The 24437-nt window shown below is 66.4% G+C and carries 26 protein-coding genes and 1 pseudogene; 16 read left to right on the plus strand and 11 right to left on the minus strand.

Annotation, left to right across the window (positions count from 1 at the left end; genetic code table 11):
• Positions 1-3 precede the first annotated feature (3 nt).
• The 8 genes from benA to pcaF are packed head-to-tail and all read left to right on the plus strand — an operon-like array spanning position 4 to position 7048.
• Positions 4-1374 (plus strand): benzoate 1,2-dioxygenase large subunit, encoded by a 1371-nt coding sequence (gene benA, locus B2R83_RS21635; RefSeq protein ID WP_292044874.1) that lies wholly within the window; start codon positions 4-6, stop codon positions 1372-1374.
• Positions 1371-1862 carry a benzoate 1,2-dioxygenase small subunit gene (gene benB / locus B2R83_RS21640; protein ID WP_292044876.1) on the plus strand — a complete coding sequence of 164 codons (492 nt, stop codon included), beginning with the start codon at positions 1371-1373 and terminating at the stop codon, positions 1860-1862. The genes benA and benB overlap by 4 nt, the downstream gene beginning before the upstream one ends.
• Before the next feature lie 39 nt (positions 1863-1901).
• A complete protein-coding gene (gene benC / locus B2R83_RS21645) occupies positions 1902-2927 on the plus strand; it encodes a benzoate 1,2-dioxygenase electron transfer component BenC (RefSeq protein WP_292044878.1) in 1026 nt (341 codons plus the stop codon).
• Entirely contained in the window at positions 2924-3709 is a 786-nt protein-coding gene (locus tag B2R83_RS21650) for a 1,6-dihydroxycyclohexa-2,4-diene-1-carboxylate dehydrogenase (RefSeq protein WP_292044879.1), read from the plus strand. The genes benC and B2R83_RS21650 overlap by 4 nt, the downstream gene beginning before the upstream one ends.
• A gap of 21 nt (positions 3710-3730) precedes the next feature.
• A complete protein-coding gene (pcaD, locus tag B2R83_RS21655; RefSeq protein WP_292044881.1) occupies positions 3731-4507 on the plus strand; it encodes a 3-oxoadipate enol-lactonase in 777 nt (258 codons plus the stop codon).
• 17 nt (positions 4508-4524) lie between these two features.
• The gene (locus tag B2R83_RS21660) at positions 4525-5190 is read left to right on the plus strand and encodes a 3-oxoacid CoA-transferase subunit A (protein WP_292044883.1); all 666 of its coding nucleotides are present in this window, start codon (positions 4525-4527) and stop codon (positions 5188-5190) included.
• Positions 5187-5849 carry a CoA transferase subunit B gene (locus B2R83_RS21665; protein WP_292044887.1) on the plus strand — a complete coding sequence of 221 codons (663 nt, stop codon included), beginning with the start codon at positions 5187-5189 and terminating at the stop codon, positions 5847-5849. The genes B2R83_RS21660 and B2R83_RS21665 overlap by 4 nt, the downstream gene beginning before the upstream one ends.
• Positions 5846-7048 (plus strand): 3-oxoadipyl-CoA thiolase, encoded by a 1203-nt coding sequence (gene pcaF, locus B2R83_RS21670; RefSeq protein WP_292044888.1) that lies wholly within the window; start codon positions 5846-5848, stop codon positions 7046-7048. Before B2R83_RS21665 ends, pcaF begins: the two co-directional genes overlap by 4 nt.
• Positions 7049-7064: 16 nt before the next feature.
• On the opposite strand, the gene B2R83_RS21675 is transcribed toward pcaF, so the two are convergent.
• The 3 genes from B2R83_RS21675 to B2R83_RS21685 all read right to left on the minus strand — a co-directional run bounded on the left by B2R83_RS21675 (position 7065) and on the right by B2R83_RS21685 (position 10205).
• A complete protein-coding gene (locus B2R83_RS21675) occupies positions 7065-9287 on the minus strand; it encodes a bifunctional diguanylate cyclase/phosphodiesterase (protein WP_292044891.1) in 2223 nt (740 codons plus the stop codon).
• Between the two features lie 31 nt (positions 9288-9318).
• Entirely contained in the window at positions 9319-9678 is a 360-nt protein-coding gene (locus tag B2R83_RS21680) for a hypothetical protein (protein WP_292044893.1), read from the minus strand.
• A gap of 140 nt (positions 9679-9818) precedes the next feature.
• The gene (locus tag B2R83_RS21685; RefSeq protein WP_292044895.1) at positions 9819-10205 is read right to left on the minus strand and encodes a hypothetical protein; all 387 of its coding nucleotides are present in this window, start codon (positions 10203-10205) and stop codon (positions 9819-9821) included.
• Between the two features lie 557 nt (positions 10206-10762).
• Here B2R83_RS21685 and B2R83_RS21690 point away from each other — a divergent pair.
• Positions 10763-11266: a hypothetical protein gene (locus B2R83_RS21690; RefSeq protein WP_292044896.1), complete on the plus strand. Its 504-nt coding sequence runs from the start codon at positions 10763-10765 to the stop codon at positions 11264-11266.
• An 84-nt stretch (positions 11267-11350) separates the two neighbouring features.
• Complete coding sequence (locus B2R83_RS21695; RefSeq protein ID WP_292044898.1) at positions 11351-13291, plus strand: GAF domain-containing sensor histidine kinase; 1941 nt, start codon at positions 11351-11353, stop codon at positions 13289-13291.
• A gap of 39 nt (positions 13292-13330) precedes the next feature.
• Here B2R83_RS21695 and B2R83_RS21700 read toward each other — a convergent pair whose 3' ends face one another.
• Positions 13331-14836 (minus strand): DUF3369 domain-containing protein, encoded by a 1506-nt coding sequence (locus B2R83_RS21700; RefSeq protein ID WP_292044900.1) that lies wholly within the window; start codon positions 14834-14836, stop codon positions 13331-13333.
• A 162-nt stretch (positions 14837-14998) separates the two neighbouring features.
• The gene (locus B2R83_RS21705) at positions 14999-15739 is read right to left on the minus strand and encodes a DNA-formamidopyrimidine glycosylase family protein (RefSeq protein ID WP_292044904.1); all 741 of its coding nucleotides are present in this window, start codon (positions 15737-15739) and stop codon (positions 14999-15001) included.
• 178 nt (positions 15740-15917) lie between these two features.
• On the opposite strand from B2R83_RS21705, the gene B2R83_RS21710 reads away from it, so the two are divergent.
• Both B2R83_RS21710 and B2R83_RS21715 read left to right on the plus strand, forming a co-directional pair.
• A complete protein-coding gene (locus B2R83_RS21710) occupies positions 15918-16400 on the plus strand; it encodes a DUF3016 domain-containing protein (RefSeq protein ID WP_292044906.1) in 483 nt (160 codons plus the stop codon).
• Between the two features lie 179 nt (positions 16401-16579).
• Positions 16580-17068: a DUF3016 domain-containing protein gene (locus B2R83_RS21715; protein ID WP_292044908.1), complete on the plus strand. Its 489-nt coding sequence runs from the start codon at positions 16580-16582 to the stop codon at positions 17066-17068.
• Between the two features lie 69 nt (positions 17069-17137).
• Here B2R83_RS21715 and B2R83_RS21720 read toward each other — a convergent pair whose 3' ends face one another.
• From B2R83_RS21720 to B2R83_RS21745, 6 genes are all read right to left on the minus strand, one after another.
• Positions 17138-18232: a hypothetical protein gene (locus tag B2R83_RS21720; RefSeq protein ID WP_292044910.1), complete on the minus strand. Its 1095-nt coding sequence runs from the start codon at positions 18230-18232 to the stop codon at positions 17138-17140.
• Positions 18233-18265: 33 nt separating this feature from the next.
• A complete protein-coding gene (locus B2R83_RS21725) occupies positions 18266-18754 on the minus strand; it encodes a hypothetical protein (protein ID WP_292044914.1) in 489 nt (162 codons plus the stop codon).
• Between the two features lie 11 nt (positions 18755-18765).
• Positions 18766-19374, minus strand: a complete 609-nt coding sequence (locus B2R83_RS21730; protein ID WP_292044916.1) for an RNA polymerase sigma factor — start codon at positions 19372-19374, stop codon at positions 18766-18768.
• Between the two features lie 155 nt (positions 19375-19529).
• Entirely contained in the window at positions 19530-19973 is a 444-nt protein-coding gene (locus B2R83_RS21735; protein ID WP_027865620.1) for a thioesterase family protein, read from the minus strand.
• A gap of 26 nt (positions 19974-19999) precedes the next feature.
• Positions 20000-21451 (minus strand): PQQ-dependent sugar dehydrogenase, encoded by a 1452-nt coding sequence (locus B2R83_RS21740; RefSeq protein WP_292044919.1) that lies wholly within the window; start codon positions 21449-21451, stop codon positions 20000-20002.
• 95 nt (positions 21452-21546) lie between these two features.
• Positions 21547-22872 (minus strand): M20/M25/M40 family metallo-hydrolase, encoded by a 1326-nt coding sequence (locus B2R83_RS21745; RefSeq protein WP_292044921.1) that lies wholly within the window; start codon positions 22870-22872, stop codon positions 21547-21549.
• Between the two features lie 114 nt (positions 22873-22986).
• Between B2R83_RS21745 and B2R83_RS21750 the strand changes: the two genes are divergently transcribed.
• The 4 genes and pseudogenes from B2R83_RS21750 to B2R83_RS21760 all read left to right on the plus strand — a co-directional run.
• Positions 22987-23868 carry an SPFH domain-containing protein gene (locus B2R83_RS21750; RefSeq protein ID WP_209589257.1) on the plus strand — a complete coding sequence of 294 codons (882 nt, stop codon included), beginning with the start codon at positions 22987-22989 and terminating at the stop codon, positions 23866-23868.
• 12 nt (positions 23869-23880) lie between these two features.
• Positions 23881-24066, plus strand: a complete 186-nt coding sequence (locus B2R83_RS21755) for a hypothetical protein (RefSeq protein WP_292044924.1) — start codon at positions 23881-23883, stop codon at positions 24064-24066.
• 48 nt (positions 24067-24114) lie between these two features.
• A complete protein-coding gene (locus B2R83_RS24080; RefSeq protein WP_414674460.1) occupies positions 24115-24255 on the plus strand; it encodes a MerR family DNA-binding transcriptional regulator in 141 nt (46 codons plus the stop codon).
• A pseudogene (locus B2R83_RS21760) lies at positions 24231-24413 on the plus strand (hypothetical protein); the annotation flags it as partial. The gene B2R83_RS24080 and the pseudogene B2R83_RS21760, both read left to right, overlap by 25 nt.
• Positions 24414-24437: the final 24 nt, after the last annotated feature.

Here is a 24437-nt window from a genome sequence, read left to right on the forward strand (position 1 = left end):
GCCATGATCCCGATCCGTCCGGTCAGCGCTTTCGCACCGAAGCGCATCGACGACTACCTGATCGAAGACGAAGCCAGCGGCGATTACCGCCTGCACCGCAACGCCTTCACCGACGAAGCCCTGTTCGAGCTCGAGATGAAGCACATCTTCGAGGGCAACTGGGTCTACCTGGCCCACGAAAGCCAGGTCCCGAACGTCAACGACTACTACACGACGCACATCGGCCGCCAGCCGGTGTTCATCGCGCGCAACCGCCAGGGCGAGCTGAACGCCTTCATCAATGCCTGCAGCCACCGCGGCGCCCAGCTGTGCCGCCACAAGCGCGGCAACAAGGCGACCTATACCTGCCCCTTCCACGGCTGGACCTTCAACAACAGCGGCAAGCTGCTCAAGGTGAAAGACCCGGAAGACGCCGGCTATCCGGAGTGTTTCAACAAGGAAGGCTCGCACGACCTGAAGAAGGTGGCGCGCTTCGGCAACTACAAGGGCTTCCTGTTCGGCAGCCTGAATCCGGACGTGCCCTCGCTGGAAGAGTTCCTGGGCGATGCCGGCAAGATCATCGACATGATCGTCGACCAGTCGCCGGACGGCCTGGAAGTGCTGCGCGGCTCCTCGACCTATACCTACGAGGGCAACTGGAAACTGCAGGCCGAGAACGGCGCCGACGGCTACCACGTGAGCGCGGTGCACTGGAACTATGCGGCCACCACCAGCCGCCGCAAGGAAGAGCAGGCGGTGCGTGAAGACAAGATTCGCGCCATGGACGCCGGCAAGTGGGGCCGCCAGGGCGGTGGCTTCTATGCCTTCGACCACGGCCACATGCTGCTGTGGACCAAGTGGGCGAATCCGGAAGACCGTCCCAACTTCCCGCGCCATGCCGAATACGCCGAGCAGTACGGCAAGGCCACCGCCGACTGGATGGTGGAGCGCTCGCGCAACCTGTGCCTGTACCCGAACGTCTACCTGATGGACCAGTTCGGGTCGCAGATCCGCCTGCTGCGCCCCCTGGCCGTGAACAAGACCGAGGTCACGATCTACTGCATCGCCCCGAAAGGCGAACCGGACGAAGCGCGTGCGCGCCGTATCCGCCAGTACGAGGACTTCTTCAACGTCAGCGGCATGGCCACGCCCGACGACCTGGAAGAATTCCGCGCCTGCCAGAAAGGCTACGCCGGCGGCGCCATGCAATGGAACGACATGTGCCGCGGCGCCACCCACTGGATCAAGGGGCCGGACGAGGCGGCCCAGGAAATCGGCCTGCAGCCGGTGATGAGCGGTGTGCGCACCGAGGACGAGGGCCTGTACACGGTGCAGCACCGCTACTGGCTGGAAGTGATGAAGCGCGCCCTGCTCGAGGAAGGGGGATCGAAATGAGCGAACCGACCATGCAGCAGATCTGCGCCTTCCTGTACCGCGAGGCGCGCCTGCTCGACGACGAGCAGTGGGACGACTGGCTGGAGTGCTACGACCCGGAGGCGCAGTTCTGGATGCCGGCCTGGGACGACGACGGCAAGCTGGTCTCGGACCCGCAGCGCGAGATCTCGCTGATCTACTACCCGAACCGCCAGGGCCTGGAAGACCGCGTGTTCCGCATCAAGACCGAGCGCTCCAGCGCCACCATGCCGGACACCCGCACCAGCCACAACATCGCCAACGTGGAAGTCGAGAAGCTCGACGGCACGCGCCTGACGGTGCGTTTCAACTGGCACACCCTGAGCCACCGCTACAAGACGACCTACAGCCATTTCGGCATGTCGCGCTACGTGATCGAGTTCGGTGGGCCAAGTCCGAAGATCCTGGACAAGTACGTGGTCCTGAAGAACGACTACATCAGCCAGGTCATCGACGTGTATCACATCTGATTCATCAGCACATCAGCAACGCAAAAGCAGGAGACATCGATGAGCCATACGATCGCACTGCAGTTCGAGGACGGCGTGACCCGTTTCATCAGCTGTAACCCCAACGAGAAACTGGCGGACGCCGCCTACCGCCAGAAAGTCAACATTCCGCTCGACTGCCGCGACGGCGCCTGCGGCACCTGCCGCGGGCTGTGCGAATCCGGCCGGTACGACATGCCGCCGGAGAGCTACATCGAGGATGCGCTCGAGCCCCAGGATGCCGCGGCCGGCTACGTGCTGGCCTGCCAGATGCGTCCGACCTCGGACTGCGTGGTGCGCATCCCGGCCACCTCCAGCGCCTGCAAGACCGGCGTGCACAGCTTCGGGGGCAAGATTGCCGAAGTCACGGCGCTGTCGCCTTCGAGCTTCCGCTTCTCGGTGGCGCTGGACGAGCCGGACGCGCTGGATTTCCTGCCCGGGCAGTACGTGAACGTCACCGTGCCCGGCACCCAGGAAACCCGCTCCTACTCGTTCAGTTCGGCGCCGGGCGCATCCCTGGCCAGCTTCGTGGTGCGCAACGTGCCGGGTGGCCTGATGAGCAGTTACCTCGCCAACGCGGCCAAGGTGGGCGACGCGATCAGCTTCGCCGGCCCGTTCGGCAGCTTCTACCTGCGTCCGCTCCAGCGCCCATTGCTGCTGCTGGCAGGCGGGACCGGCATCGCGCCCTTCCTGTCCATGCTCGACGTGCTCGACAAACAGGGCTTCAGCCAGCCCGTGAAAATGGTCTATGCCGTCACCAACGACCACGACCTGGTCGAGCTGGACCACCTGGACCGCATCGCCGCTGCGCACCCGCAGTTCGAATACATCACCTGCGTGTCCAGCGACGCCAGCTGCCACCTGCGCAAGGGCTATGCCACCGCCCACGTGGAACCAGGCTGGGTCAATGGCGGCGAGGTCGACGTCTACCTGTGCGGTCCGGTGCCGATGGTGGAGGCGGTGCGCGGCTGGCTGGACGGCCTGGGCGTCAAGCCTGCCAACTTCTACTTCGAGAAATTCTCGGCCAGCAGCGGAGGTGCCGCATGATCCATCCGGACCGGTTCAAGGACCAGGTGATGGTCGTGACGGGCGCCGCCCAGGGCATCGGCCGCGGTGTCGCCCTCAGTGCGGCGCGCGAAGGCGCCCAGCTGCTGCTGGCCGACCGCTCGCCCCTGGTGCACGAAGTGGCGCAGGAAGCCGCCGCGTTCGGCGCCCAGGTGGTGGTGGTCGAGGCCGACCTGGAAACCTGGGCCGGGGCCAGCCACATGGCGGCCCGTGCGATCGAGGATTACGGGCGCATCGACATCCTGGTCAACAACGTCGGCGGCACCATCTGGGCCAAGCCCTACCAGGAATACGAAGAGGCGCAGATCGAGGCCGAGATCCGGCGCTCGCTGTTCCCGACCCTGTGGGGCTGCCGGGCGGTGCTGCCGGCCATGCTGGAACAGGGGAGGGGCGCGATCGTCAACGTGTCCTCGGTGGCCACGCGCGGCATCTACCGCATTCCGTACTCGGCGGCCAAGGGCGGCGTCAACGCCCTCACCGCCAGCCTGGCTTTCGAACACGCCGGCAGCGGCATCCGCGTGAACGCGGTGGCTACCGGCGGCACCGAGGCGCCGCCGCGCAAGATTCCGCGCAATCCGCAGCCGCTGAGCGAGCAGGAGCAAAGCTGGTATGCCGGCATCGTCGAGCAGACCCGCTCCAGCAGCCAGATGAAGCGCTACGGAACCATCGACGAACAGGTCGGCGCGATCCTGTTCCTGGCTTCAACCGAGGCGTCGTACATCACCGGAACCGTGCTGCCCGTCGGCGGCGGGGACCAAGGCTAAAAGCAGGGTCAAGGAATCATCATGGCATTCGCACAACTCGACGACATCCCACTGTACTACCAGCTCGACGGCAGCCGCGCCAAGCCCTGCCTGCTGCTGTCGAATTCCCTCGGCACCGACCTGGGCATGTGGGACCGGCAGGCGGCGGTCCTGGCCGCACATTTCTTCGTCGTGCGCTACGACACCCGCGGCCATGGCCGCTCGGGCAGCGCCGGCCCGGTGACGATCGAACGGCTCGGCCGCGACGTGCTGGGCCTGATGGACCAGCTGGACATTCGGCGCGCGCATTTCTGCGGCATCTCGATGGGCGGCCTGACCGGGCAATGGCTGGGCGTCCATGCCCAGGACCGGATCGGCAAGCTGGTGGTGGCCAACACGGCCGCGCGCATCGGCACGCAGGAAGGCTGGCTGGCGCGCGCCGCCCAGGTACGGGCCGACGGCATGAAGGGCGTGGCCGGCAGCGCTGCCGGTCGCTGGTTCACCCCCGGCTTCATCGACCGCGAGCCGGCCGCGGTCGACCGCCTGGTGCAGGGCTTGCGCGCCACCGCGGCGGAAGGCTATGCCGCCTGTTGCGAAGCGCTGGCCCAGGCCGACCTGCGTGGCGAGGTCGCCGCCATCGCCAGTCCGCTGCTCGTGATCGCCGGCCGCTACGACCCCGTCACGACGGTGGAGGACGCCCGCTGGCTGGCCGCGCAGGTGCCGGATGCGCAGGGGGAGGAGCTGGCGGCCTCGCATCTATCGAACATCGAATGCCCCGAGGATTTCAGCGCATGCCTGCGCCGCTTCCTGATTCATTAAACCGTACAGAGGACACCATGATCGACAAGACATGCGCATCGCTGGAGCAGGCCGTGGCCGGCATCCACGATGGCGCCACCATCATGATCGGCGGCTTCGGCAATGCCGGCATGCCGGCCGCGCTGATCGACGCGCTGCTGGCCCAGGGCGCGCGCGAACTCACCATCGTCAACAACAATGCCGGCAACGGCGAAACCGGCCTGGCCGCGCTGATCCGCGAGCGGCGCGTGCGCAAGATGATCTGCTCCTTCCCGCGCCAGCACGATTCCCACCATTTCGACGCGCTCTACCGCGAGGGCGGCATCGAACTCGAGCTGACGCCGCAAGGCAACCTGGCCGAACGCATCCGCGCCGCCGGCGCCGGCATCGGCGGCTTCTTCACGCCCACCGGCTACGGCACCCTGCTGGCCGAGGGCAAGGAGACCCGCGTCATCGACGGCCGCCACTACGTGCTGGAGTCGCCGATCCACGCCGATTTCGCCCTGGTCAAGGCGCTGCGCGGCGACCGCTGGGGCAACCTCGTGTACCGCAAGACGGCGCGCAACTTCGGTCCGATCATGGCGATGGCGGCCAAGGTCACCATCGCCCAGGTGGCGGAGGTGGTGGAGCTCGGCGCGATCGACCCGGAAACGGTCGTCACCCCGGGCATTTTCGTTCAACGTGTCGTCAAGGAGGCAGCATGAGCCGATACAGTCGTGAGCAGATGGCCGAGCGCGTCGCCCAGGATATCCCGGAAGGCGCCTACGTCAACCTCGGCATTGGCCTGCCGACCAAGGTGGCGAATTTCCTGCCGCCGGAACGCGAAGTCTTCCTGCACAGCGAGAACGGCCTGCTCGGCATGGGCCCGGCGCCCGCGCCCGGCGAGGAAGACGAAGACCTGATCAACGCCGGCAAGCAGCCAGTAACCCTGCTGACCGGCGGTTCGTACTTCCACCACGCCGACTCGTTCGCGATGATGCGCGGCGGCCACCTCGACATCTGCGTGCTGGGCGCCTTCCAGGTGTCCGGCAGCGGCGACCTGGCCAACTGGCATACCGGCGCGCCGGATGCGATTCCCGCCGTGGGCGGCGCCATGGACCTGGCCATCGGCGCCAAGCAGGTGTTCGTGATGATGGAGCACCAGACCAAGACGGGCGAGTCCAAGATCGTCGAGCAATGCACCTACCCCCTGACCGGCATCGGCTGCGTGAGCCGCATCTATACCGACCTGGCCGTGCTCGACGTCACCCCGCAAGGGCTGCAGGTGCGCGAGATGGCGCCGGGCCTCACCTTCAAGGACCTGCAGGCGGTGACCGCTGCCCGGCTTCTGCCGCTGTCCAAAGAACAAGGAGCACAAGCATGAACGAGGCATTCATCTGCGATGCGGTCCGCACCCCGATCGGCCGCTACGGCGGCGCCTTGAAAGACGTGCGCGCCGACGACCTCGGGGCCGTGCCGCTGCGCGAGCTGATGCGCCGCAACCCGGGCGTGGACTGGAACGCCGTCGACGACGTGATCCTCGGCTGCGCCAACCAGGCCGGCGAGGACAACCGCAACGTGGCGCGCATGTCGCTGCTCCTGGCCGGCCTGCCCTCGGCGGTGCCCGGCTCCACCGTCAACCGCCTGTGCGGCTCGGGCCTGGACGCGGTCGGCAGCGCCGCGCGCGCCATCCGCAGCGGCGAGGCGCGCCTGATGATCGCCGGCGGCGTCGAGTCGATGACGCGTGCGCCTTTCGTCATGGGCAAGGCCGACAGCGCCTTCTCGCGCAATGCGGCGATCTACGACACGACGATCGGCTGGCGCTTCCCGAACCCGCGCATGAAGGAGCTGCACGGCCTGGATGCGATGCCGGAGACGGCGGAAAATGTCGCCGTCGACTACCGCATCTCGCGCGCGGACCAGGACCTGTTCGCCCTCAGGAGCCAGCAGAAGGCGGCCCAGGCGCAGCGCGACGGCCTGTTTGACGACGAAATCGTCCCGGTCCTGGTGCCCCAGAAGAGAGGAGAAGCGCTGCGCTTCGGACGTGACGAGCATCCGCGCGAGACCAGCCTCGAGGCGCTGGCCAAGTTGAAAGGCGTGGTGCGTGCGGACGGCAGCGTCACCGCCGGCAACGCCTCCGGCGTGAACGATGGCGCCTGCGCGCTGCTGCTCGCGAACGCGGAGGCCGCGCGGGCCTACGGCCTGGTGCCGCGTGCGCGCATCGTCGGCATGGCCGCGAGCGGCGTGGCGCCGCGCGTGATGGGCATCGGTCCGGCGCCGGCGGCGCAGAAGCTGCTGCGCCAGCTCGGCATGACGCTCGACCAGGTCGACCTCATCGAGCTGAACGAGGCGTTTGCTTCCCAGGGCCTGGCCGTGCTGCGCGAGCTGGGCGTCGCCGACGACGACCCGCGCGTGAACCCCTACGGCGGCGCGATCGCGCTCGGCCATCCGCTCGGCATGTCGGGCGCGCGCCTGGTGACGACCGCGACCTACCAGCTGCAGCGCACCAAAGGCCGCTTCGCGCTGTGCACCATGTGTGTCGGGGTTGGACAGGGCATCGCCCTGATGATCGAACGCGTGTAATGCAAGAAAGGGGTGCTCAGGCCGAGCGCCCCAACAGCGCCTCCACCTCGGCGCTTTCCAGCGGTTTGCTGAACAGGAAACCCTGGTATTCGTCGCAGGCCATCTCGCGCAACACCGCCAGCTGGGTCTCGGTCTCGACGCCCTCGGCCACCACCTGCAGCTTCAGGCCGCGCGCCAGGTTGACGATCGAGAGCGCGATCGCGGCGCTGTCCTCGTCGCGTCCGAGGTCGCGCACGAACGCCCGGTCCACTTTCAGGCGCGACACCGGGAAACGCTTCAGGTAGGCCAGGCTCGAGTAGCCGGTGCCGAAATCGTCGATCGCCAGGTCCACGCCCAGCCTGCGGATCTCGTGCATGAGCTGGTCCACTTCCTGCTCGCGGCTCATCAGGGCGGTCTCGGTGATCTCGAGTTCCAGGCTGCCTTCCGGCACCTGGTACTGGGCCAGACAGCGCCGGATGGTGTCGAGCAGGGACTTCTGGTGGAACTGGCGCGGCGACAGGTTGACCGCCACCTTCACGGGACGGCCGAAACGCGCCGCCCAATCCTCCATCTGGCGGCAGGCCTGCTCCAGCACCCAGGCCCCGATCGGGATGATCAGGCCGGTGCGTTCGGCGATCGGTACGAAGTCGAGGGGCGAGACCACCCCCAGTTCGGGATTGGTCCAGCGCAGCAGGGCTTCGAAACCGACCAGCCGCTGCTCGCGCACCGTGACCTTGGGCTGGTACACCAGGCGCAGCTCGCCGCGCTCGAGCGCGCGGCGCAGGTGCGCCTCGACGGTGAGGCGCTGTCCGAGTTCGGTGTGCCGGCTGGCCGAGAAGAAGTGCACCGCTTCGTCGACCTCGATGCCGGCGCCGCTGGCGGCGCCCTGCGCGCTGCGGTACAGCTCGTCCGCGTTGCGGCCGTCGTGCGGACACAGGGCCACGCCCAGCACCGGGTCGAGGAAGAAGTCGCGCCCATCCACCTGCAGGGGACCCGACATCAGCGCGTGCAGCTTCAGCGCGAACGCCTCCACTTCATGGCGCCCGCCGCCGGCATCGAGCATGAAGGCGAACTCGCCGCCGCGGATGCGCGCCGCTACCGCTGTTTCACCGGAAGCGCCGCGCAGCAAATCGGCCACCTGGCGCAGCGCGCGGTCGCCGGCCTCGTGGCCGAGCAGGTCCACGATCTCGTGCAGGCGTTCGAGCACCAGTGCGACCACGGCCAGCTCGCGCCCGCCGGCCGAGGCGGCGGCAATACGCGCTTCCATCAGGCGCCAGAACTGGGCCTGGTTCGGCAGGCCGGTGATGGCGTCGAATTCTGCCAGCCAGGCCAGGCGCGCCTCGGCGCGTTCGCGCTCGGTGATATCGGTCAGCACGTTGACCAGGTGCGCCTTGCCGTCGTCGCCGGCGAGGCGCGAGGTCAGCTGGATCACGGTGCGGCTCTCGCCGCTGCCGTCGTGCATGGTGCCGGTGGCGTCCAGGGTGCCGCCATGCGCCAGCACGGCGGCATAGCGGCGTTCGCGCTCGGGGGCGGCGCCGTCGAGCACGGTGTTTTCATCCAGGCCCGGCAGGCTCTCGCGCGGGCGTCCGACCAGGCGCGCGAAGGCCTCGTTGGCCAGCACGATGCGGCGCGCGTCGTCCAGCACCCAGATCGGGGCGCCCACCGCGTTGACGATCGAGGCCAGGTAGTCGAAGCTCTTGGCCAGGCGCGCCTCGCTGGCCGAGACCATGTCGATCAACCCGAACTGGCGGCGAGTGTCGCGCGCCACGCGCCAGGCCAGCAGCGACAGCACCAGCGCGAGCAGCAGGTAGAAGGCCAAAGCCGTCCACAGCCGTCCGTACCATGCTTCCAGCGCGACCGAGCGCGCCATGCCGGTGATGATTACCAGGTCGAAGCCTTCCACCACGTCGTAGCCGTACAGGCCGGCCGAGCCGTTGATCGGGCTGTATGCCTCGAAGGCGCCGCGGCTGGCGCGCGGCAGCTGCTCGCGGAACAGCGGCGTGTCGGCGAAGGAGCGGCCGATGCCGGCCGGGAAGCCGGGGCCGCGCACCAGCATGGTGCCGTCGCGGTGCAGCAGGGTGACCGAGCCGCCCTTGCCGAGTTCCACCAGGTTGTACAGCTGCTCGAAGCGCACCGAGTCCACCTGCGCCACCACGGTGCCGATGCGCCGGCCGCTGCGGTCGCGCACCGGGTGCACGAAATTCAGGATGCCGCGTCCGGTGCTGCGGTCGATGTCGGTGATCGTGATGCGGCGCGGCACGTCGCCGGCGGGCGGTTTGATGGCGGGCAGGTCACGCGAGCTGCTGCCCGGCGGTGTCGAACAGTACGATGCGTGCCAGGTAGGGATGGGCCAGGCCCTCGCGGCCGTCGGCTATCCCGGACGAGGATGGCGTCTCTTGCAGCAGCATGCGCGCGGCCTGCTGCGCGGCGCTGTCGATCGCCTGGGCCACGCCCGCCGTCTGCGCGGCGAAGGCGATGGCGACGTTGCGCAGGGTGACCTGCTGTTCGCGCAGCGCATCCTGGTAGCTGGCGTACAGCATCGCGCCGGTGATCAGGCCCAGCGCCGCGATAAGTCCGCCCGTGATGATCACGAGCCGCGACAGCGGAGTGGGGCGGATCGTGCGCACGGCGCGTGGGGGCGGGACTTGCATGTGGCTATCGGTTCGGGTGGTCTTTGGCCGATTCTACCTGTTCTGTATTGACTGGCCTCGCACGCCGGGCGTCGCACGCTGCACCGTAAAACGAAAACGGCCGGGAAGTTCCCGGCCGTCCTGGACTCGCGCTGCGGAGATCAGGCCGCCTTGTGCACCGGCTCGGCGACGCGGTCCTTGCGGCTGCGGCTGACCAGGTACCAGATGATCGCCACCGGCACCAGCAGCGGCAGCAGCAGCGGCGACAGTGCCAGCGCGACGGCCACTGCGGCAAAGCCGAGCGCACCGACGACGATCACGCCCACGCCGGCGAACACCACCGCCAGCACCGCACCCACCACCAGCATGACCACGCCGGCAAGCACCAGGCCGCCGCCTGCGAAGATCACGGCCAGCAGGGCGCCCAGCGGACCGTCGACCTGGTCGCCGTCGATATTGAAGCTCATGAAGTCGGCGGCATCGAAGGCGATGTCCAGCAGCAGGACGGCAAACAGGAACAGGATGGCGATCTTGGCAAGGTTTTTCATGGTGGTCCTCTTCAGTGGGCTGGTTTTCGGGTGCGCTTATCGATGCGGCATGGTTGAACTGTAAGGGCCCGCGCCGGCTGCGGCCACAGCTTTGCGACAAACTGCACAATTGACGCGCCGGGACGCATGCAGACGCGATAAGTGGATGAAGACAGTACAACCGCGCGGCAACAAACGTGGTCGATTTGGCCTTGTAATGAACGTATCCTTTCCTATACTGACAGCCTGTTCCTGAAGCAGGGGGATCCTATGCACGCTGTCATCCAGAAAATGGGGGACCACCTGGCCGTTCTGCATCCCGCGTTGGCCAACAGCGGTCCTAAAGGCCCGCCATCGGCGCCACCTACCATTCCGCCGATCATCATCAACCCGTTCAATCGGGAGACGCCCTCTCCCGCGGTCGATCCGCGCCCGACCCCGGTGCGCCCGCCTGTACGGCCGCCGCGCGGTCCCGACTGGCGCTGCCCCCGTTATGCCTGAGGCTTAAGCCAAACGGGCTTCTTCCTGGGGCCGGTTTCCTCTATGATCTCTGCTTTGAGGCATAGGGAAACACGACCATGAACGTACATGACGAACACGAGCACGAAGGCGAAGAGAACGCCCTGGTGCAGGAAGCCCGGCTGTGGCAGGGGAACGGCTGGACCGCGCGCGTGATCAAGAACGACGACGACGAAGGCTGGGCGGTTGCCATGTACAAGGATGGCGAGCGGGAACCGGCCCTGGTCGGCCCCTGGACCATGGGACGCGACAAGAAGAACCCGAAGCCGCTCGACGTCAATGCCTTCAACACGCTGATCAAGACGGCGTCCGAAGTGATCCGCCGCCATGAGCAGCACCTGCACGCGATCCTGCACAAGAAGACCACGGTCTCCACCGAGAACGGCGAACTGAAGGTGACGCTGGACATCGTGCCGGACGACGACGATCCGTATGCCATCCTGGCCGCCACCGACGAAATGGGCGAGCAGGTGGCCAAGGTGCGGGTGCCGGCCAGCTTCAAGCTGACCCCGGCCTCGGCCTACGCCTGGATCGAGAACGATTTCCGCGCCCCGCGCGGATAAGCCACACTTCGCGAATAAGGCTTCGGCTGGACGGTCTGAACTGCTAATATTTCCCATTGGAATTAATTACCTTGGGGGGAAGCAATGGACCGTCTCGCCCGGCTGGAAGCAGTCCAGTCGATGCTGCTCGAAATCGGGGAGCTGTCGACCAGCTGCAACGACATCGTCGACTTCATCGGCGCGGTGCACCGCGCGCTCGGCCGCATCATGTATGCGGCCAACTTTTATGTGGCCTTGTGCGACCGCGAGGAGGGGACGATCTGGTTCCCGTACTTCGTCGACGAAGCCGACGCCGAGGTGCCGGTAAGCGGGCAAAAGGTGCGGCTGGCGGCGCCGGAAGAGTCGCCGACTTCCTGGGTGGTGGTGAACAAGCGCCGCCTGATGATCACCGCAGACGATTTCCTGGCGCGCGAGCGCGAAGGCATGCAGTGGGGACACGGCGCCGCCGCCGAGCACTGGATGGGCGCGCCCCTGCTCGACCGCCACCACCAGGCGCTGGGCGCGATGGTAATCCAGAGCTATACGCAGGGCATCACCTACAGTGAGGAAGACCAGGCGCTGTTCTCGGAAATCGCCAACCACGTGTCGAATGCTCTGCAGGGCCTGCAGAGCATGGACCGGCTGGAGCGCGCGGTGCAGGAGCGCACAGCGGCGCTGGCGGTCGAAGTGGCCGAGCGCCGCCGCGCCGAGCAGGTGCAGCACGCGCTGTACCAGATCGCCAGCCTGTCGGCCCAGGCGCTGGATACCGCCACCCTGACCACCAGCCTGCATGGCATCATCGGCGAGCTGATGGTGGCGAAGAACTTCCTGATCGCGCTGCACCATCCGGATACCCAGGAAATCAGCATTCCCTACTTCGTGGACGAGAAGGACGGTACGGCCCCGGTGACGCGCTTCCCGGTAGGCCAGGGCATGTGCTCCTACGTCCTGACGAGCAAGCAGGCGCAGCTCCACGACGCCACCAGCGTCAAGCACCTGGTCGCCAACGGCCTGGTCAGGGCGCCCTTCGGGAACCCCGACATCGCCAGCTGGATGGGCGCGCCGATGCTGGTGCATGACCAGCCCTACGGCGTGCTGGTGGTGCAGAGCTACGACCCGTCGGTGACCTATACCAAGGCGGAACTGGACCTGCTGGCCTTCATGGCCAGCCATGTCGCGGTGGCGCTGGCGCGCATGCAGGCCGACCGCAAGATCCGCAAGACCAAGGAGGCGCTGGAAGTGCAGAACGCAGCGCTGAACGAAGCCCTGCACAAGCTGCAGGTGGCGCAGGGCGAACTGGTGCGCCAGGAGAAGATGGCGTCGCTGGGCGGCCTGGTGGCCGGCGTGGCCCACGAGATCAACACCCCGCTGGGCATCTGCGTGACCGCCACCAGCCACCTGGTGCAGGAACTCAAGCTCACGCGCGAAGAGCTGGCCGCGGGCACGATGACCGAGGACAGTTTGAACAGCTTCCTGGACATCGTCGACCAGTCGCTGCGCATCATGACCACCAACACCCAGCGCGCGGCAAGCCTGGTGCGCAGCTTCAAGCAGGTGGCGGTGGACCAGTCCTCGGGGGACATCCGCAACTTCAAGCTGTGCAGCTACGTGCAGGAAGTGCTGCTGTCGCTGCAGCCCAAGCTCAAGGGGCGGCCGATCAAGGTGGAACTGGACTGCCCGCCGGACCTGGTGCTGGACAGCTCGCCGGGCGCGGTCTCGCAGATCGTCACCAACATGGTCGTGAACTCGCTGCTGCACGGCTTCGAGCGCGACCAGCCGGGACGCATCACGATCCGCGTGGCGCAGGAGGGGGAGCAGGTGCTGTTCGACTATGCGGACGACGGCGTGGGAATGGACCAGGAGACGCTGGGCAAGCTGTTCGACCCCTTCTTCACCACCAAGCGCGGCACCGGGGGCAGCGGACTGGGGGCGCACATCCTGTACAACCTGGTGACGGGCGCGCTGGGCGGGACGGTAAAGGCGGACAGCGCGCCGGGGCAGGGGCTGCGGTATCAGCTGCGCTTCCCGCGCTCGCTCAAAAAATGATGTTGTAGGGTGGGTGGGTCTCCCGCCCACGCTACAAGATCAGTCTGGCCAGGCCGCATTGATCTCCAGCGCCTTGTCCATATTCTTGATGAGCAGATCCACGTAATACGGATCCAGGTGGTGCCCCGCCACCTCGCGCAGGTGCTCGGTCACCTTGGCGGCCGGCCAGGCGTCCTTGTAGCAGCGCTTGTGGCTCAGGGCGTCGAACACGTCGGCCACCGCCACGATGCGGGCGTAGGGGTGGATGGCGTCGCCGCGCAGGCCCTGCGGATAACCGGTACCGTCGAACTTCTCGTGGTGCTGGTGGGCGATCACGGCGGCGGCCTTCAGGATCGGGCGCTGCGAGCCGTCCAGGATCTGCAGGCCCACGGTCGGGTGCTGCTTCATCACTTCCCATTCGTCCTCGGTCAGCTTGCCCGGCTTGAGCAGCACCGCGTCCGGGGTGGCGATCTTGCCCACGTCGTGCATCGGCGCGGCGTGCATCAGGGTCGCGACTTCGTCTTCCGGCATGCCGGAAGCCTGGGCCAGCAGGTGGCAGACCTGGGCCATGCGGCGCACGTGGTTGCCGGCTTCGTTCGAGCGCGACTCGACCACGTCGCCGAGGCGCAGGATCAGCTCCGCCTGGGTATCGGTGATCTCCTGGTTCAGCAGGATGTTGTCGAAGGCGATCGCCACGCCCGAGCAGAACACCTCGAGCAGCTGGGCGTCGATCTCCGCGATCTCTTCCACGCCCTTGAGCACCAGCAGCGAGGCCTTGCCGGTGCGGTTCGGGAAGTAGCCGACATAGGTGTCGCCGTGCAGGCGCGAAATGCGGTTGTGGCGCGCGTCGTCGAGCCGGGCGACCAGCTCAGGACCCATGTCGTCGCCATCCATGTCGCCGATCTGGGCCAGCACTTCGTACTGGCTCTCGCCCGTGATCACGCTCGCGCCCTTCAGGCGCAGCAGCATGCTCTGCTCCAGGCGCAGCAGCGCCACCACCTGCTGCAGCAGGCCATTGGCGAAATCCTTCAGGCTGCGCTGCTGGAAGATGTGGGTCGAGGCGGCGATCACGCGTTCCAGGCCTTCGCGGTAGGTCTGCTGCGCGCGGCGCGCATCCTCGACCTTCATGATGTCGCGGTAGGCGCGCAGGGCGGCGAAGGTGGTGGTGAACAGCTTGGTGCGATCGAGCTCGGTCTTTTCCTTGTAATCGTTGATGTCGTAATCGACGATCACGCGCTCTTCCGGCGCCTGGCCCGGCTGGCCGGTGCGCAGCACGATGCGGGTGAACTGGTTGTCCAGGTCCTGGCGCATCCAGCGCGCCACTTCCAGGCCGCTGTCCTCGCGCTCCATCACCACGTCCAGGAACACCAGGGCGACGTCCTTCTCGCGCGCCAGCACCGCCTTGGCCTCCTCGCCGCTGTAGGCATGCAGGAACTGCAGCGCGCGGCCGTCGAGGCGGAAACGGGACAGGGTCAGCTTGGTGATGTCATGGATGTCGGGCTCGTCGTCGACCAGCAGGACTTTCCATGGAGCCAACTTTGGCGCCGCGTTGGAGAGGAAGGACATAGGCTTACCGTTTGCTCGGGTTGATCAATCGCAACGTTTGGCGGCGGGAAACGTATAAGACATAGCCGCAAGTCAAAACGATTGTAGTACGACCATCAGTCCTTAACAACAGGCAACATTAAAAGTGTTGGTTAACGATGTCACACAGCCGGAAACCATGTCCTAGTCGTAGCGTTTCTGGCAGCGCTCGCAGTAGAAACTGCGGCGGTTGCTGCGCCCGAGCTTGGCTTTCAAAAAAGGGATGTTGCAGCGCGGGCAAATGCGTTTTGCATGGGCCAGCCAATGCTGCTTGAGCACGTATTGACGCTTCCATTCCAGGAAGTCAAAGGAGTATTGGCGGGCTTCGTCGACCAGTAGACGCAGCTTGGGCGCGGGGAGGGCGCCGACCGTCGACAGCGGATGCACGCGGATGCGGAACAGGACTTCGTTCTTGATGATGTTGCCGACGCCCGAAAAGATGTCCTGGTCGAGCAGGGCGTCGCAGGCCAGCATGTCGGGCTGGGCGCGCAGCTTCTTGCGCGCCTTCTTCGGGTCCCAGGCGTCCGACATGACGTCGGCACTGAAATCGTAGGCCTCATACGTGGCGCGGTCGATCTCCCGGACCTGGCAGGCATAGAGGTTGAGCTCGTTGCCGTTGGCGGTTTCGATGGACAGGCGCGGGGTCTTCTCCTCGCGCCGCTCGTTGATGCGGTAGGTGCCGAACAACAGGAAGTGGACGCGCACCACCATGTCCGGCGTCTCGATCAGCAGGTGCTTGCCCCAGGTGTGGATGGCCTCGATTCGCTGGCCCACCAGGCGCGCCGGATCGATGGCGCGGACGTTGCCGTCGGCGCGGACGATCTCCTGGCCGGTGAAATCCCTGACCAGCTCCTTCAAGATATATAGCGACGGTCCTTCGGGCATGGTTCGACCTCCTCCCCCCTCATTGTCGGCCGGGCCCGGCATATGCCCTGTGCGTAATCTAACTCTTCGATGCAAAACTTCCACAAAAGAGGCGTGGCAAGCGGACACAAAGGGCGTATATTTATTGACGGGTAAGAATATTGAACAGTAAAAGGGAGGGGGACAGATGAAAAAAACGGTGAGTAAAGCAGCTCTCGCGGTCGCACTCGCACTGGGCGCCGGCACCGCCTCGGCGGAAGTGACCGTCAACTACGTCAATATGGAGCAGTTCGCGGACCTCCCGAGCGGCGACTGGGAACGCAAGGATGTCCTGAACAAGCTGGCGGACTACATCAAGAAGCTGGGCGAGGACTTGCCGGCTGGTACCGACCTGACCGTCAATATCTACAACGTCGACCTGGCCGGCCGCGAATACCCTGGCCAGCGCGCCAGCGGCGACATGCGCGTCCTCGAGGGCAAGTCCGACTGGCCGCTGATCGAACTGCAGTACGCGCTGAGCAGCAAGGGCCAGGTGTTCGACAGCGGCACCGCCCAGATTTCCGACGTGGGCTACATGAACCGCAAGGTGAAGATGTCCATGGAAATGGACAACCTGCGCTACGAGAAGCGCATGCTGCAGGACTGGTTCAAGAAGACCATCCTGACCAAGAAGCCCGGCTGAACCGCCATACCGGCAGGGGGAAATGCGGCGCCGCAAGGCGCCGTTTCCATTTGCCGAAGCCATTTGTCTTGCGGACCTAACATTTCGATACAAAACGCCGACAATCCGGCACTGGAAAGGCGGCGCAAAGGGCGTATATTCGGAACATGAAGGGGGCCGGAACAATGAAAGGGAAAGCAATGAAAACGCTGGTTGGCAAAGTGGCCCTCGCGGCCCTGTTCGCGCTGGGTGCCGGCGCCGCCTCGGCGGGCGTGACCGTCAATTACGTGGAGTCCGACAAGTTCTCCGACCTGCCGTTCGCGCCATGGGAACGCAAGGAAGTGCTGGAAGACCTGGCGGATTATTTTGTCGAACTGGGCAAGTCGCTGCCGGCCGGGCAGGAGCTGACGGTGGACGTGACCGACATCGACCTCGCCGGCCGTGAATACCCGAACACGCGCGGCGGGAACGACCTGCGCGTGCTGAAAGGCATGGCGGACTGGCCGGTCATGGAATTGCGCTACACCCTGAGCGCCAACGGCCAGGTGATCCAGAGCGGCAAGGCCAAGCTGTCGGACATGAACTACCTGCAGCGCGGCAGCCGCCTGCACGACAGCGAACCCCGGCGCTTCGAGAAGCGCATGATCCAGGAGTGGTTCGACAAGACCATCCTGCAGAAGAAGTCCTGAATCGTTTCCTGATCCACCCAACCGGCGCCTCGGTGAACCGACGCGCCGGTTTGTTTTTTCGGGGGCTGGTCAGCCGTTCTTCCCGGCCTTCGCGCGCGCCGCAGCCGCTTTTTCGGCAGCCTCCCTGGCCAGCGCCGCCGAATCCTTCACCGTGTAGTCCGAGGGCACGGTGAACAGGGCCGCGGCAGGCTCCTCGCGCTTCAGGTTGTCGGCGCGGTAGACGAATTCGCCGCTGCGCGGGTCGCTGCGCTTCTGGTACACCACGGCCTGCAGTTCCGGCGCGGTCCAGGTCTCGGTGCTGACGACGATCGGGCTGCGGTTGCCGATCTCGCCGGCGGGGATCTCGTAGCTGCGCTGCACGCCGGTGGCCTTCACGCCGTTGAATTCGCGGGTGCCGAGGTCTTTGGTTTCCGCCTTGCCGGCCCATTTGTGGTCGCCGAGCGCGCCGGCGAGCACCGGCGCCACGCGCGCCGCCGCCTGCGGTCCCGCCACCTGGGCGATGCGGATCTGCACGTCCTTGTGTTCGCCGGCCTTGCTGCCGGAGCGCTCGACCTGCTTGATGATGAAGCGTTCGCCTTCCGGCAGCTTGCCTTCGCGGCGCAATTCCTCGATCTTGATGCGGGCCTGGGCGCCGGCCACGCGCGCCTCGGCGGCCGAGGCAGCGGCGGCGGCGCGGGCCTGTTCACGCACGGCGGCCATGGCCGCGCCGTTCGGCGCCGAGACCTTGATCGCGGTCTTGTCGCGCGGACGCAGGACATAGCGCACCCCTTCCACCGGATCGTGGATCATCACGGTGCGCAGTTCGCCGTCTTCGCCGCGCACCTCGGTGCGGGTGCGGCCGGCGCTGTCGCGGTAGCTCATCGTGCTGGTCTTGCGCACGATCTGGTTGCCGTCGCCCAGGGTCTGGGTGCGCTCCGACACCATCTCGGCGCTGTAGGGCGCATTCTTGATCATGCGGGCACGCGACATGTGCACCATCGTGGCGCCGCCGCCCACGGCATCGACGAAGTTCATGGCGTCCGGGTGGCCGGCCTGCAGTTCGCCGCCGGTGCGGGTGACGATGCGGCGCTCGGCGACCTGTTCTTCGTCGAAGCCCATCTCACCGGCCAGGGCCGGGGCGAAGGCGCAGGCCAGCAGTGCTGCAAGCAGAATCTTCTTGTTCATGTCATGTCCTCTTGTGGGTAAAGATCGTTGGTCCTAGTTGGTGGAACTGAGCCGCACGGCCAGCGGATGGCCGTCGGCGGCGACAAGCATCTCGGCCCGCACGGTGTCGGCCGCGTTTTCCGGGCTGACCGGCACGCCGAGCGGCGCCAGCGCGGTGCGCGGCACCTCGGTCTCGACCAGCCGCGCATCGGGTTCGGCCTCGATCCGCTCGAGCGAATCGAGGGCGACGAAGGCGCCGCCGCTGTCGAAGCTGACCAGGGGCTGGCTGCTCACGCTCACGGCCTGGTGCGGCGAATGCGCCAGCAGCAGCACGACCACCGTCAGTGAGCACAGGGCGCCGGCGGTGCCCCATTGGGGCAGGCTCAGGGCCTGGTACCAGCGGCGCTTCGTCGGTGCAAACTGGCGCTCGAAGGCCTGCAGCAGTTCCTTCTCGACGCAGCGCGGGGTGTCGATGCCGGCCAGCTCGCCGCGCAGCGCGGCGAAGCAGGGGGCGAGCTTGTCTTGCTTGTCCTTGGTATCCATCATTTACTCCATCAATTCGCGAGGCATGCGCTTGGTGCGTGCGCCTGCAGGCGCTTGGCCAGGGCTGCCCGGCCGCGCGACAGGCGCGAGCGCACGGTGCCGATATCCACCTGGCAGACCGCGGCGATCTCCTGGTACGACAGTTCATGCAGTTCAAACAGGATGACCACGTCGCGGTAGTGCGCCGGCAGCAGGGCCAGCGCGCGCCGCACTTCCTCGGCCGCCTCATTGCCCAGCAGGCGGGCAAGCGGCTCGGCGCCTTCGCAGGCGAGGTCGAGCTCCAGCTCGCCGTCCTGGTCCTCTTCCACCCGCGGCTCCGGCAGCGCCACGTGGCGCCGGCGCGCTTCCTCCAGCTTCAGGATCACATTGCGCGCCACGCCGAACAGGAAATGCTGCAGCTGGCCGCGTAGCGGATCGAAGCCGAAACGCTTCGTGAGCAGGCCCATGAAGGCTTCCTGCACCACGTCGGCAGCCATGTCCGCGGACCCGCAGCGCATCAGCGCGTAGCGGTACAGCGGACCCTGGTGGCGCCGGTACAGCGCCGTGAAGGCGTCGGCGCGGCCCGCATGCGTCAGGCGCAGCAGTTCGTGGTCGGCGGTGTCGGGGGTGATCGTGGTCATGGTCGTCATCTCTTACCTGTATTCCGCCGAGGCAGCAGAAAAGTTCCAACTATTTTGGAAAATGACGACGAGCCCTGGCAGGCCAGGTTCGGAAAGGGGATAGGCCGGGAGAGCCCCGGCCCGAAACGCTGGGCCCGATTGCCGGGCCAGCCTTCTCAGTCGATCCAGTTAACCCGGTCGAACTTGCCGCGGAACTCCTCGGGCATCATCACGACCTGGCTGGACTTGTAGTTGAAGAAGACGAAGCCCTGCTTGGCCATGGCGATCAGCTTGCGGTCGCGCGGGCGCGTGATGCGGAAGATGATGTCGCCGCCGTACTTGTTGAAGTCCATGACCCCCACCTCGAACAGCAGCTGGTCGCGCGCATGCGCTTCGGCGCGGTAGGTCGTAGCCAGGTCGGTGACGATGATGCCGGTGCCGTCGCGCTCGGTCTCGGCGACGCCGAACTCGAACAGGAAGCGCGCCCGTGCCTCGGAGATCATCGAGATCATCGAGTCGTTGCCGAGGTGGTTGCCCGCATTGATGTCGGTCACGCGTACCGACATCGGGGTGGAATAGTAGAACTGGTCTTCGGGGAAGGTAAGTTGTAAGCGTGCCATCTCTCTATTTTAAGCGCATGAATCGCTCATGGGTTGGCGGAAGGTCCTATTCTATAGACGATGCCGCGCGACGTCATGAGGTACAACTCGTTCTGGCCGTCCTGCCCGAAGGAGACCACGTTGCCGATGTCGCCCACGTTCCAGTCGCGCTGCTCGCCGACACTGCCGCCCGAAGCAAGGAAACTCTTCAGGAATCCGCGGCAGTAATCGGAATAGAAATAGCGTCCCTGCAACCCGGGAATGGCGCTGCCACGGTAGACGAAGCCGCCCGTGATCGAGCAGCCGTTGGCGTCGTTGCTGCCATGGTCGTATTCGAAGACCGGCAGGGTCAGGCCGCTGCGCTCGCAGCTGGCGGCGTTGTAGCACAGCGTGCCTTCCATCGTGTTCCAGCCGTAGTTGAGCCCTGCCGCGGACACCGGGCCGATATTGACCTCTTCGCGCCGGTCCTGGCCGACGTCGCTCAGGTAGAGCTGGCTGCCGTCGAATGCGAAGCGCCAGGGGTTGCGCAGCCCGGCCGCCCAGATCTCGGCGCGCCGCCCCGCCTGGTTGATATAGGGATTGCCGGCCGGGATCGCGTAGGGCTGGGCGGCAGTGGCGTTGCGCACGTCGATCCGCAGCAGCTTGCCGAGCAGGGAGCCCAGGTTCTGGCCGTTGCGGTTCGGGTCGCCCGCGCCGCCGCCGTCGCCGGTGGCCAGGTACAGGTTGCCATCGGGGCCGAAGGCGACCTGGCCGCCGAAATGGTTGGTGAAACCGGGGTGCGGGATGCGGATGATGACCAGACCCGAAGTCGGATCGGCCAGGTTGGGATTGCTGCCCGCGCTGAAGCGCTCGATGACGATGTTCTGCTGCGGGTCGGTGTAGTAGAGGTAGAAGTAGCGGTTGCTGGAAAACTGCGGGTCGAAGGCCATCGACAGCAGGCCGCCTTCGCCGCCGGTGAAGACGCGGCCGCTGATGTCGAGGAAGGGGGCGGTAAGCGTAGTGCCGTTGTCGACGATGCGGATGCGTCCGGCCCGCTCGACGATGAACAGGCGCGTGTCGCCCGCCGGGGCGGTGAGGTAGGTCGGGTTGTCGAGGTTGGCCGCCACCTGGCTCAGCGCGATGTTCGCTGGCGCGTTCGCATACGACACCGTGGCGCTGGCAGCGGCGCCGGCGCTGACGACGGCGCTTTGCGAGGCGGGCGAGGGCGTATAGGTGAGGCCGCCCGCGGTGACGGGTGCGGCGGCGAGGTTGTAGCTGCCGGGCGCGAGATTCGACAGGGTTTGCGAGCCAGTCAGGTCCTGCTGGTAATTGGCGGGGCCGTTGACACGCACCGAGGCGTTCACGCCGGCGGGCAGGCCGCTGGTGGTGATCGCCAGCGAACCGGTGGTGGCGGTCGGCGGCGCCGGGGTGCGGCCGGTGGTGCCGGGATTGCCGCCGCCTCCGCCGCAGGCGCTCATGCAGAAGGAAATAAGGATCAGCAGATATGTCCACGCACGCATGACAGCCTCCTGGATGGTCGCGAATGCTCCGGCAAGCCTATTCTGCAGCGAAGCGGCTGGCTTTGCCATCGAATTTCGCCAGCCGTGCGGGGCATCTATCGCGTCAGGCGGTACATCAACAGTGCGGCGCGGATCGCCGAGCGCTCCAGGGAAGTGAGGTCGATGCGCTCGTTGGGCGAATGGGCCGCGCCGCCGCTGGCGCCCAGGCCATCGAGGCTGTCGATGAGGGGGGCGACGAACTGGATGTCGCCGGCGCCGCGCATGGTGGCCGGCACCGCGCCGACCGCGCCCAGGCCGGCATCCAGGCTGGCCTGCGAATACAGGTCGAGCAGCTTCAGGTTGCCCGGCGTGACCGCCATCGGCGGATAGGAATCGCGGAAAGCGATCGTGGCGCCGGCGCCCGGCAGGCTCTGCGCGACGATCTCGCGCATGCGCGCGTGGGCGCGGTCGCGCTGGGCGTAGTCGAGGTAGCGCAGGTCGCCGCGCACGGTCACCGTGTTGGCGACGACGTTGGTCTTGCCGGCGGCCGTGCCTTTCGCATTGGCCTCGTCGAGCGTGACGTCGGTGCCGCCCAGGATCACGCCCGGATTGAAGGTCAGGCCCGGCTCCACCACCTGCTGGCGGAAGCCGTCGAGGATGCGCGCGGCCTCGTACACGGCGCCGTAGCCGGCGGGACCGAACACGCCCTGCGAGTGGCCTTGCCGGCCCTTGACGTCGAGGTCGAAGAAGGCGGTGGCGCGGCGCCCGACGGTCGCCATCGGCTGGCCATCCGGACCGGTGACGGCGCCTTCGAAGCTGAGCGCCACGTCGCTCAGCTTGGCCAGCTCGATCATGTCGCGGCGCGAGACTTCGCGCGGGTGGCCGGCTTCTTCCTCGTCGCCGGTGAACACCACGGTGATGGTGGTGTTCTCGAGCGCCCCGGCGCGGTGCAGGGCGCGCAGGGCCGCGATCGCGACCACGTTCCCGCCCTTCATGTCGGCCACGCCCTGGCCGCGTGCGGTGGTGGCGTTCTCGCGTTCCCACAGCGGGGCGGGCGCGTCGGGTTCGAACACGGTGTCGAGGTGGCCGAGCAGCAGCAGGCGCTTGCCTTGCTTGCCCATGCGGTTGGCGACCAGGTGGCCGGCACGCCCCATGTCGCGCGGCATGTCGATCCAGACGGTCTTGAAGCCCAGGGCTTCCAGCTCCTTGCGAAACACCTCGCCGGTGGCGCGCACGCCGGCCAGGTTGAAGGTGCCGCTGTTGATGCGGGCGCTGCGCTCGAGCAGCCCGATGGCCTCGGGTTGCCAGGCCTTGACCTGCTCGAGGATGCGCTGTTCGGTGGCGGACAGGCCCTGGGCCTGGGCGGAGGCGGCGAGCAGGAGGCTCAATACGAGGGAGAGGGCGGGCTGGCGCGGCATGTCGGCATTCGGTAATCGGGACATGCAACTCTACTACGCTTGCAGGATGTCATAAAGCTTGTCGGAATTGCTTGACAATAATTTCTGGTGATCCTAAAGTGATATCACTTTGATGTTACTTTCTGAGGGGAGTCGAGTATGCACGCAGCACATACGCGCCACGAAAAGGCGTTCTCATCCGTGAATGGTTACCTGGCAGCCGCTGCCGGCGTTGTCCTGCTGCTGGCTGCCCTCTTCCTGTTTGGAACAGGGGAGTTTCCCTCGATCCTGCTGAGTTTCGCGATGGGCCTGTTCTCTGCCGTCTGCCTGGGCGGCCTGTTCATGCTCCAGCCGAACGAAAGCGCCATCCTGACCCTGTTCGGCAAGTACATCGGCACCGACCGCAGCGAAGGCCTGCGCTGGGCCTTTCCGCTCTATAAGAAACGGCGCCTGTCGCTGCGCGCCCGCAATTTCAACGCCCCGACGCTGAAGGTCAACGACAAGCGCGGCAACCCGGTCGAGATCAGCGCGGCCGTCGTCTGGCGCGTGCGCGACACCGCCCAGGCCGTGTTCGACGTGGATGACTTCGAGCGCTACGTCTCGATCCAGGCGGAAGCCGCACTGCGCCACCTGGCCTCGCAATATGCCTACGACGAAGGCGAGGACCTGCCGGAAGGCGAAACCACGCTGCGCGCCGGCATGGATGTGGTGGCCGACGCCCTCCAGCGCGAGCTGCAGGCGCGCTTCGAGGCGGCGGGTGTCGAGGTGCTCGATGCAAAGCTCACCCATTTGGCATATGCTGCCGAGATTGCGCAGGTCATGCTGCGTCGCCAGCAGGCCGAGGCGATCATCAGCGCCCGCGCCAAGATCGTGCACGGCGCCGTCAGCATGGTCGAAGCGGCGCTGAGGGGATTGTCCGAGCGGGGCATCGTCGAGCTCGACGACGAACGCAAGGCGGCCATGGTCAGCAACCTGCTCGTGGTGCTGTGTTCGGACAAGGAAACCCAGCCGATCGTCAACACGGGCACACTTTATAACTAGCACCCGAAGAGCATGGCAAGTCCTGGCAAAAAAGCGTTTCCTCTACGGATAGACCCGGCCTTGTGGGAGGAGTTGCAACGCCTCGCCGCCCGCGATCTGCGCAGCGTGAACGCGGAAATCGAATTCCTGCTGAGGGAGGGCCTTGCCAGGCGCGGCATCAAGCATGTCGAGGCCAGGGGCAAGGACGAGGACAAGTAGCTAGACCCTAGTCGAACTTAATGTGCACCCAAGTGTCGAATAATGATCATGGAAAGCACTTTAGGAATCGGACACGCAGCGAAGCTGCTGGGAATCACGGTCAAGACGCTGCAGCGCTGGGAGCGTGAGGGACCGAGAGCCAGCTCGCGCATCACGCAGCCTTGCACGGCTGCGAACTGCTGGTGCTGAACCAGGAACGCCTGTCGCCCGAGCAGGAGATGGTGCAGGACCTGATGACGATCGTCCACTGCTTCTCGAGCCGCCTGTGCGGGCTGCGCAACTACCGCCGCCAGCTGCGCGCGGCGCTGGAGAGTCACGATGCTGCTAGCGCACCGGATCAGGATTGACTCCACGCTTGAACAACGCGGCTA

This window comes from Massilia sp. UBA6681 (assembly GCF_002454935.1).
In the GTDB taxonomy this organism is placed as follows: domain Bacteria; phylum Pseudomonadota; class Gammaproteobacteria; order Burkholderiales; family Burkholderiaceae_D; genus Telluria; species Telluria varians.

What these genes read in the sequence shown, in the direction of transcription:
- benA (WP_292044874.1), top strand. Translation starts at nt 4, where the DNA reads ATGATCCCGATCCGTCCGGTCAGCGCTTTCGCACCGAAGCGCATCGAC.
- benB (WP_292044876.1), top strand. Translation starts at nt 1,371, where the DNA reads ATGAGCGAACCGACCATGCAGCAGATCTGCGCCTTCCTGTACCGCGAG.
- benC (WP_292044878.1), top strand. Translation starts at nt 1,902, where the DNA reads ATGAGCCATACGATCGCACTGCAGTTCGAGGACGGCGTGACCCGTTTC.
- B2R83_RS21650 (WP_292044879.1), top strand. Translation starts at nt 2,924, where the DNA reads ATGATCCATCCGGACCGGTTCAAGGACCAGGTGATGGTCGTGACGGGC.
- pcaD (WP_292044881.1), top strand. Translation starts at nt 3,731, where the DNA reads ATGGCATTCGCACAACTCGACGACATCCCACTGTACTACCAGCTCGAC.
- B2R83_RS21660 (WP_292044883.1), top strand. Translation starts at nt 4,525, where the DNA reads ATGATCGACAAGACATGCGCATCGCTGGAGCAGGCCGTGGCCGGCATC.
- B2R83_RS21665 (WP_292044887.1), top strand. Translation starts at nt 5,187, where the DNA reads ATGAGCCGATACAGTCGTGAGCAGATGGCCGAGCGCGTCGCCCAGGAT.
- pcaF (WP_292044888.1), top strand. Translation starts at nt 5,846, where the DNA reads ATGAACGAGGCATTCATCTGCGATGCGGTCCGCACCCCGATCGGCCGC.
- B2R83_RS21680 (WP_292044893.1), bottom strand. Translation starts at nt 9,678, where the DNA reads ATGCAAGTCCCGCCCCCACGCGCCGTGCGCACGATCCGCCCCACTCCG.
- B2R83_RS21685 (WP_292044895.1), bottom strand. Translation starts at nt 10,205, where the DNA reads ATGAAAAACCTTGCCAAGATCGCCATCCTGTTCCTGTTTGCCGTCCTG.
- B2R83_RS21690 (WP_292044896.1), top strand. Translation starts at nt 10,763, where the DNA reads ATGAACGTACATGACGAACACGAGCACGAAGGCGAAGAGAACGCCCTG.
- B2R83_RS21695 (WP_292044898.1), top strand. Translation starts at nt 11,351, where the DNA reads ATGGACCGTCTCGCCCGGCTGGAAGCAGTCCAGTCGATGCTGCTCGAA.
- B2R83_RS21700 (WP_292044900.1), bottom strand. Translation starts at nt 14,836, where the DNA reads ATGTCCTTCCTCTCCAACGCGGCGCCAAAGTTGGCTCCATGGAAAGTC.
- B2R83_RS21705 (WP_292044904.1), bottom strand. Translation starts at nt 15,739, where the DNA reads ATGCCCGAAGGACCGTCGCTATATATCTTGAAGGAGCTGGTCAGGGAT.
- B2R83_RS21715 (WP_292044908.1), top strand. Translation starts at nt 16,580, where the DNA reads ATGAAAACGCTGGTTGGCAAAGTGGCCCTCGCGGCCCTGTTCGCGCTG.
- B2R83_RS21720 (WP_292044910.1), bottom strand. Translation starts at nt 18,232, where the DNA reads ATGAACAAGAAGATTCTGCTTGCAGCACTGCTGGCCTGCGCCTTCGCC.
- B2R83_RS21725 (WP_292044914.1), bottom strand. Translation starts at nt 18,754, where the DNA reads ATGGATACCAAGGACAAGCAAGACAAGCTCGCCCCCTGCTTCGCCGCG.
- B2R83_RS21730 (WP_292044916.1), bottom strand. Translation starts at nt 19,374, where the DNA reads ATGACCACGATCACCCCCGACACCGCCGACCACGAACTGCTGCGCCTG.
- B2R83_RS21735 (WP_027865620.1), bottom strand. Translation starts at nt 19,973, where the DNA reads ATGGCACGCTTACAACTTACCTTCCCCGAAGACCAGTTCTACTATTCC.
- B2R83_RS21740 (WP_292044919.1), bottom strand. Translation starts at nt 21,451, where the DNA reads ATGCGTGCGTGGACATATCTGCTGATCCTTATTTCCTTCTGCATGAGC.
- B2R83_RS21745 (WP_292044921.1), bottom strand. Translation starts at nt 22,872, where the DNA reads ATGTCCCGATTACCGAATGCCGACATGCCGCGCCAGCCCGCCCTCTCC.
- B2R83_RS21750 (WP_209589257.1), top strand. Translation starts at nt 22,987, where the DNA reads ATGCACGCAGCACATACGCGCCACGAAAAGGCGTTCTCATCCGTGAAT.
- B2R83_RS21755 (WP_292044924.1), top strand. Translation starts at nt 23,881, where the DNA reads ATGGCAAGTCCTGGCAAAAAAGCGTTTCCTCTACGGATAGACCCGGCC.
- B2R83_RS24080 (WP_414674460.1), top strand. Translation starts at nt 24,115, where the DNA reads ATGGAAAGCACTTTAGGAATCGGACACGCAGCGAAGCTGCTGGGAATC.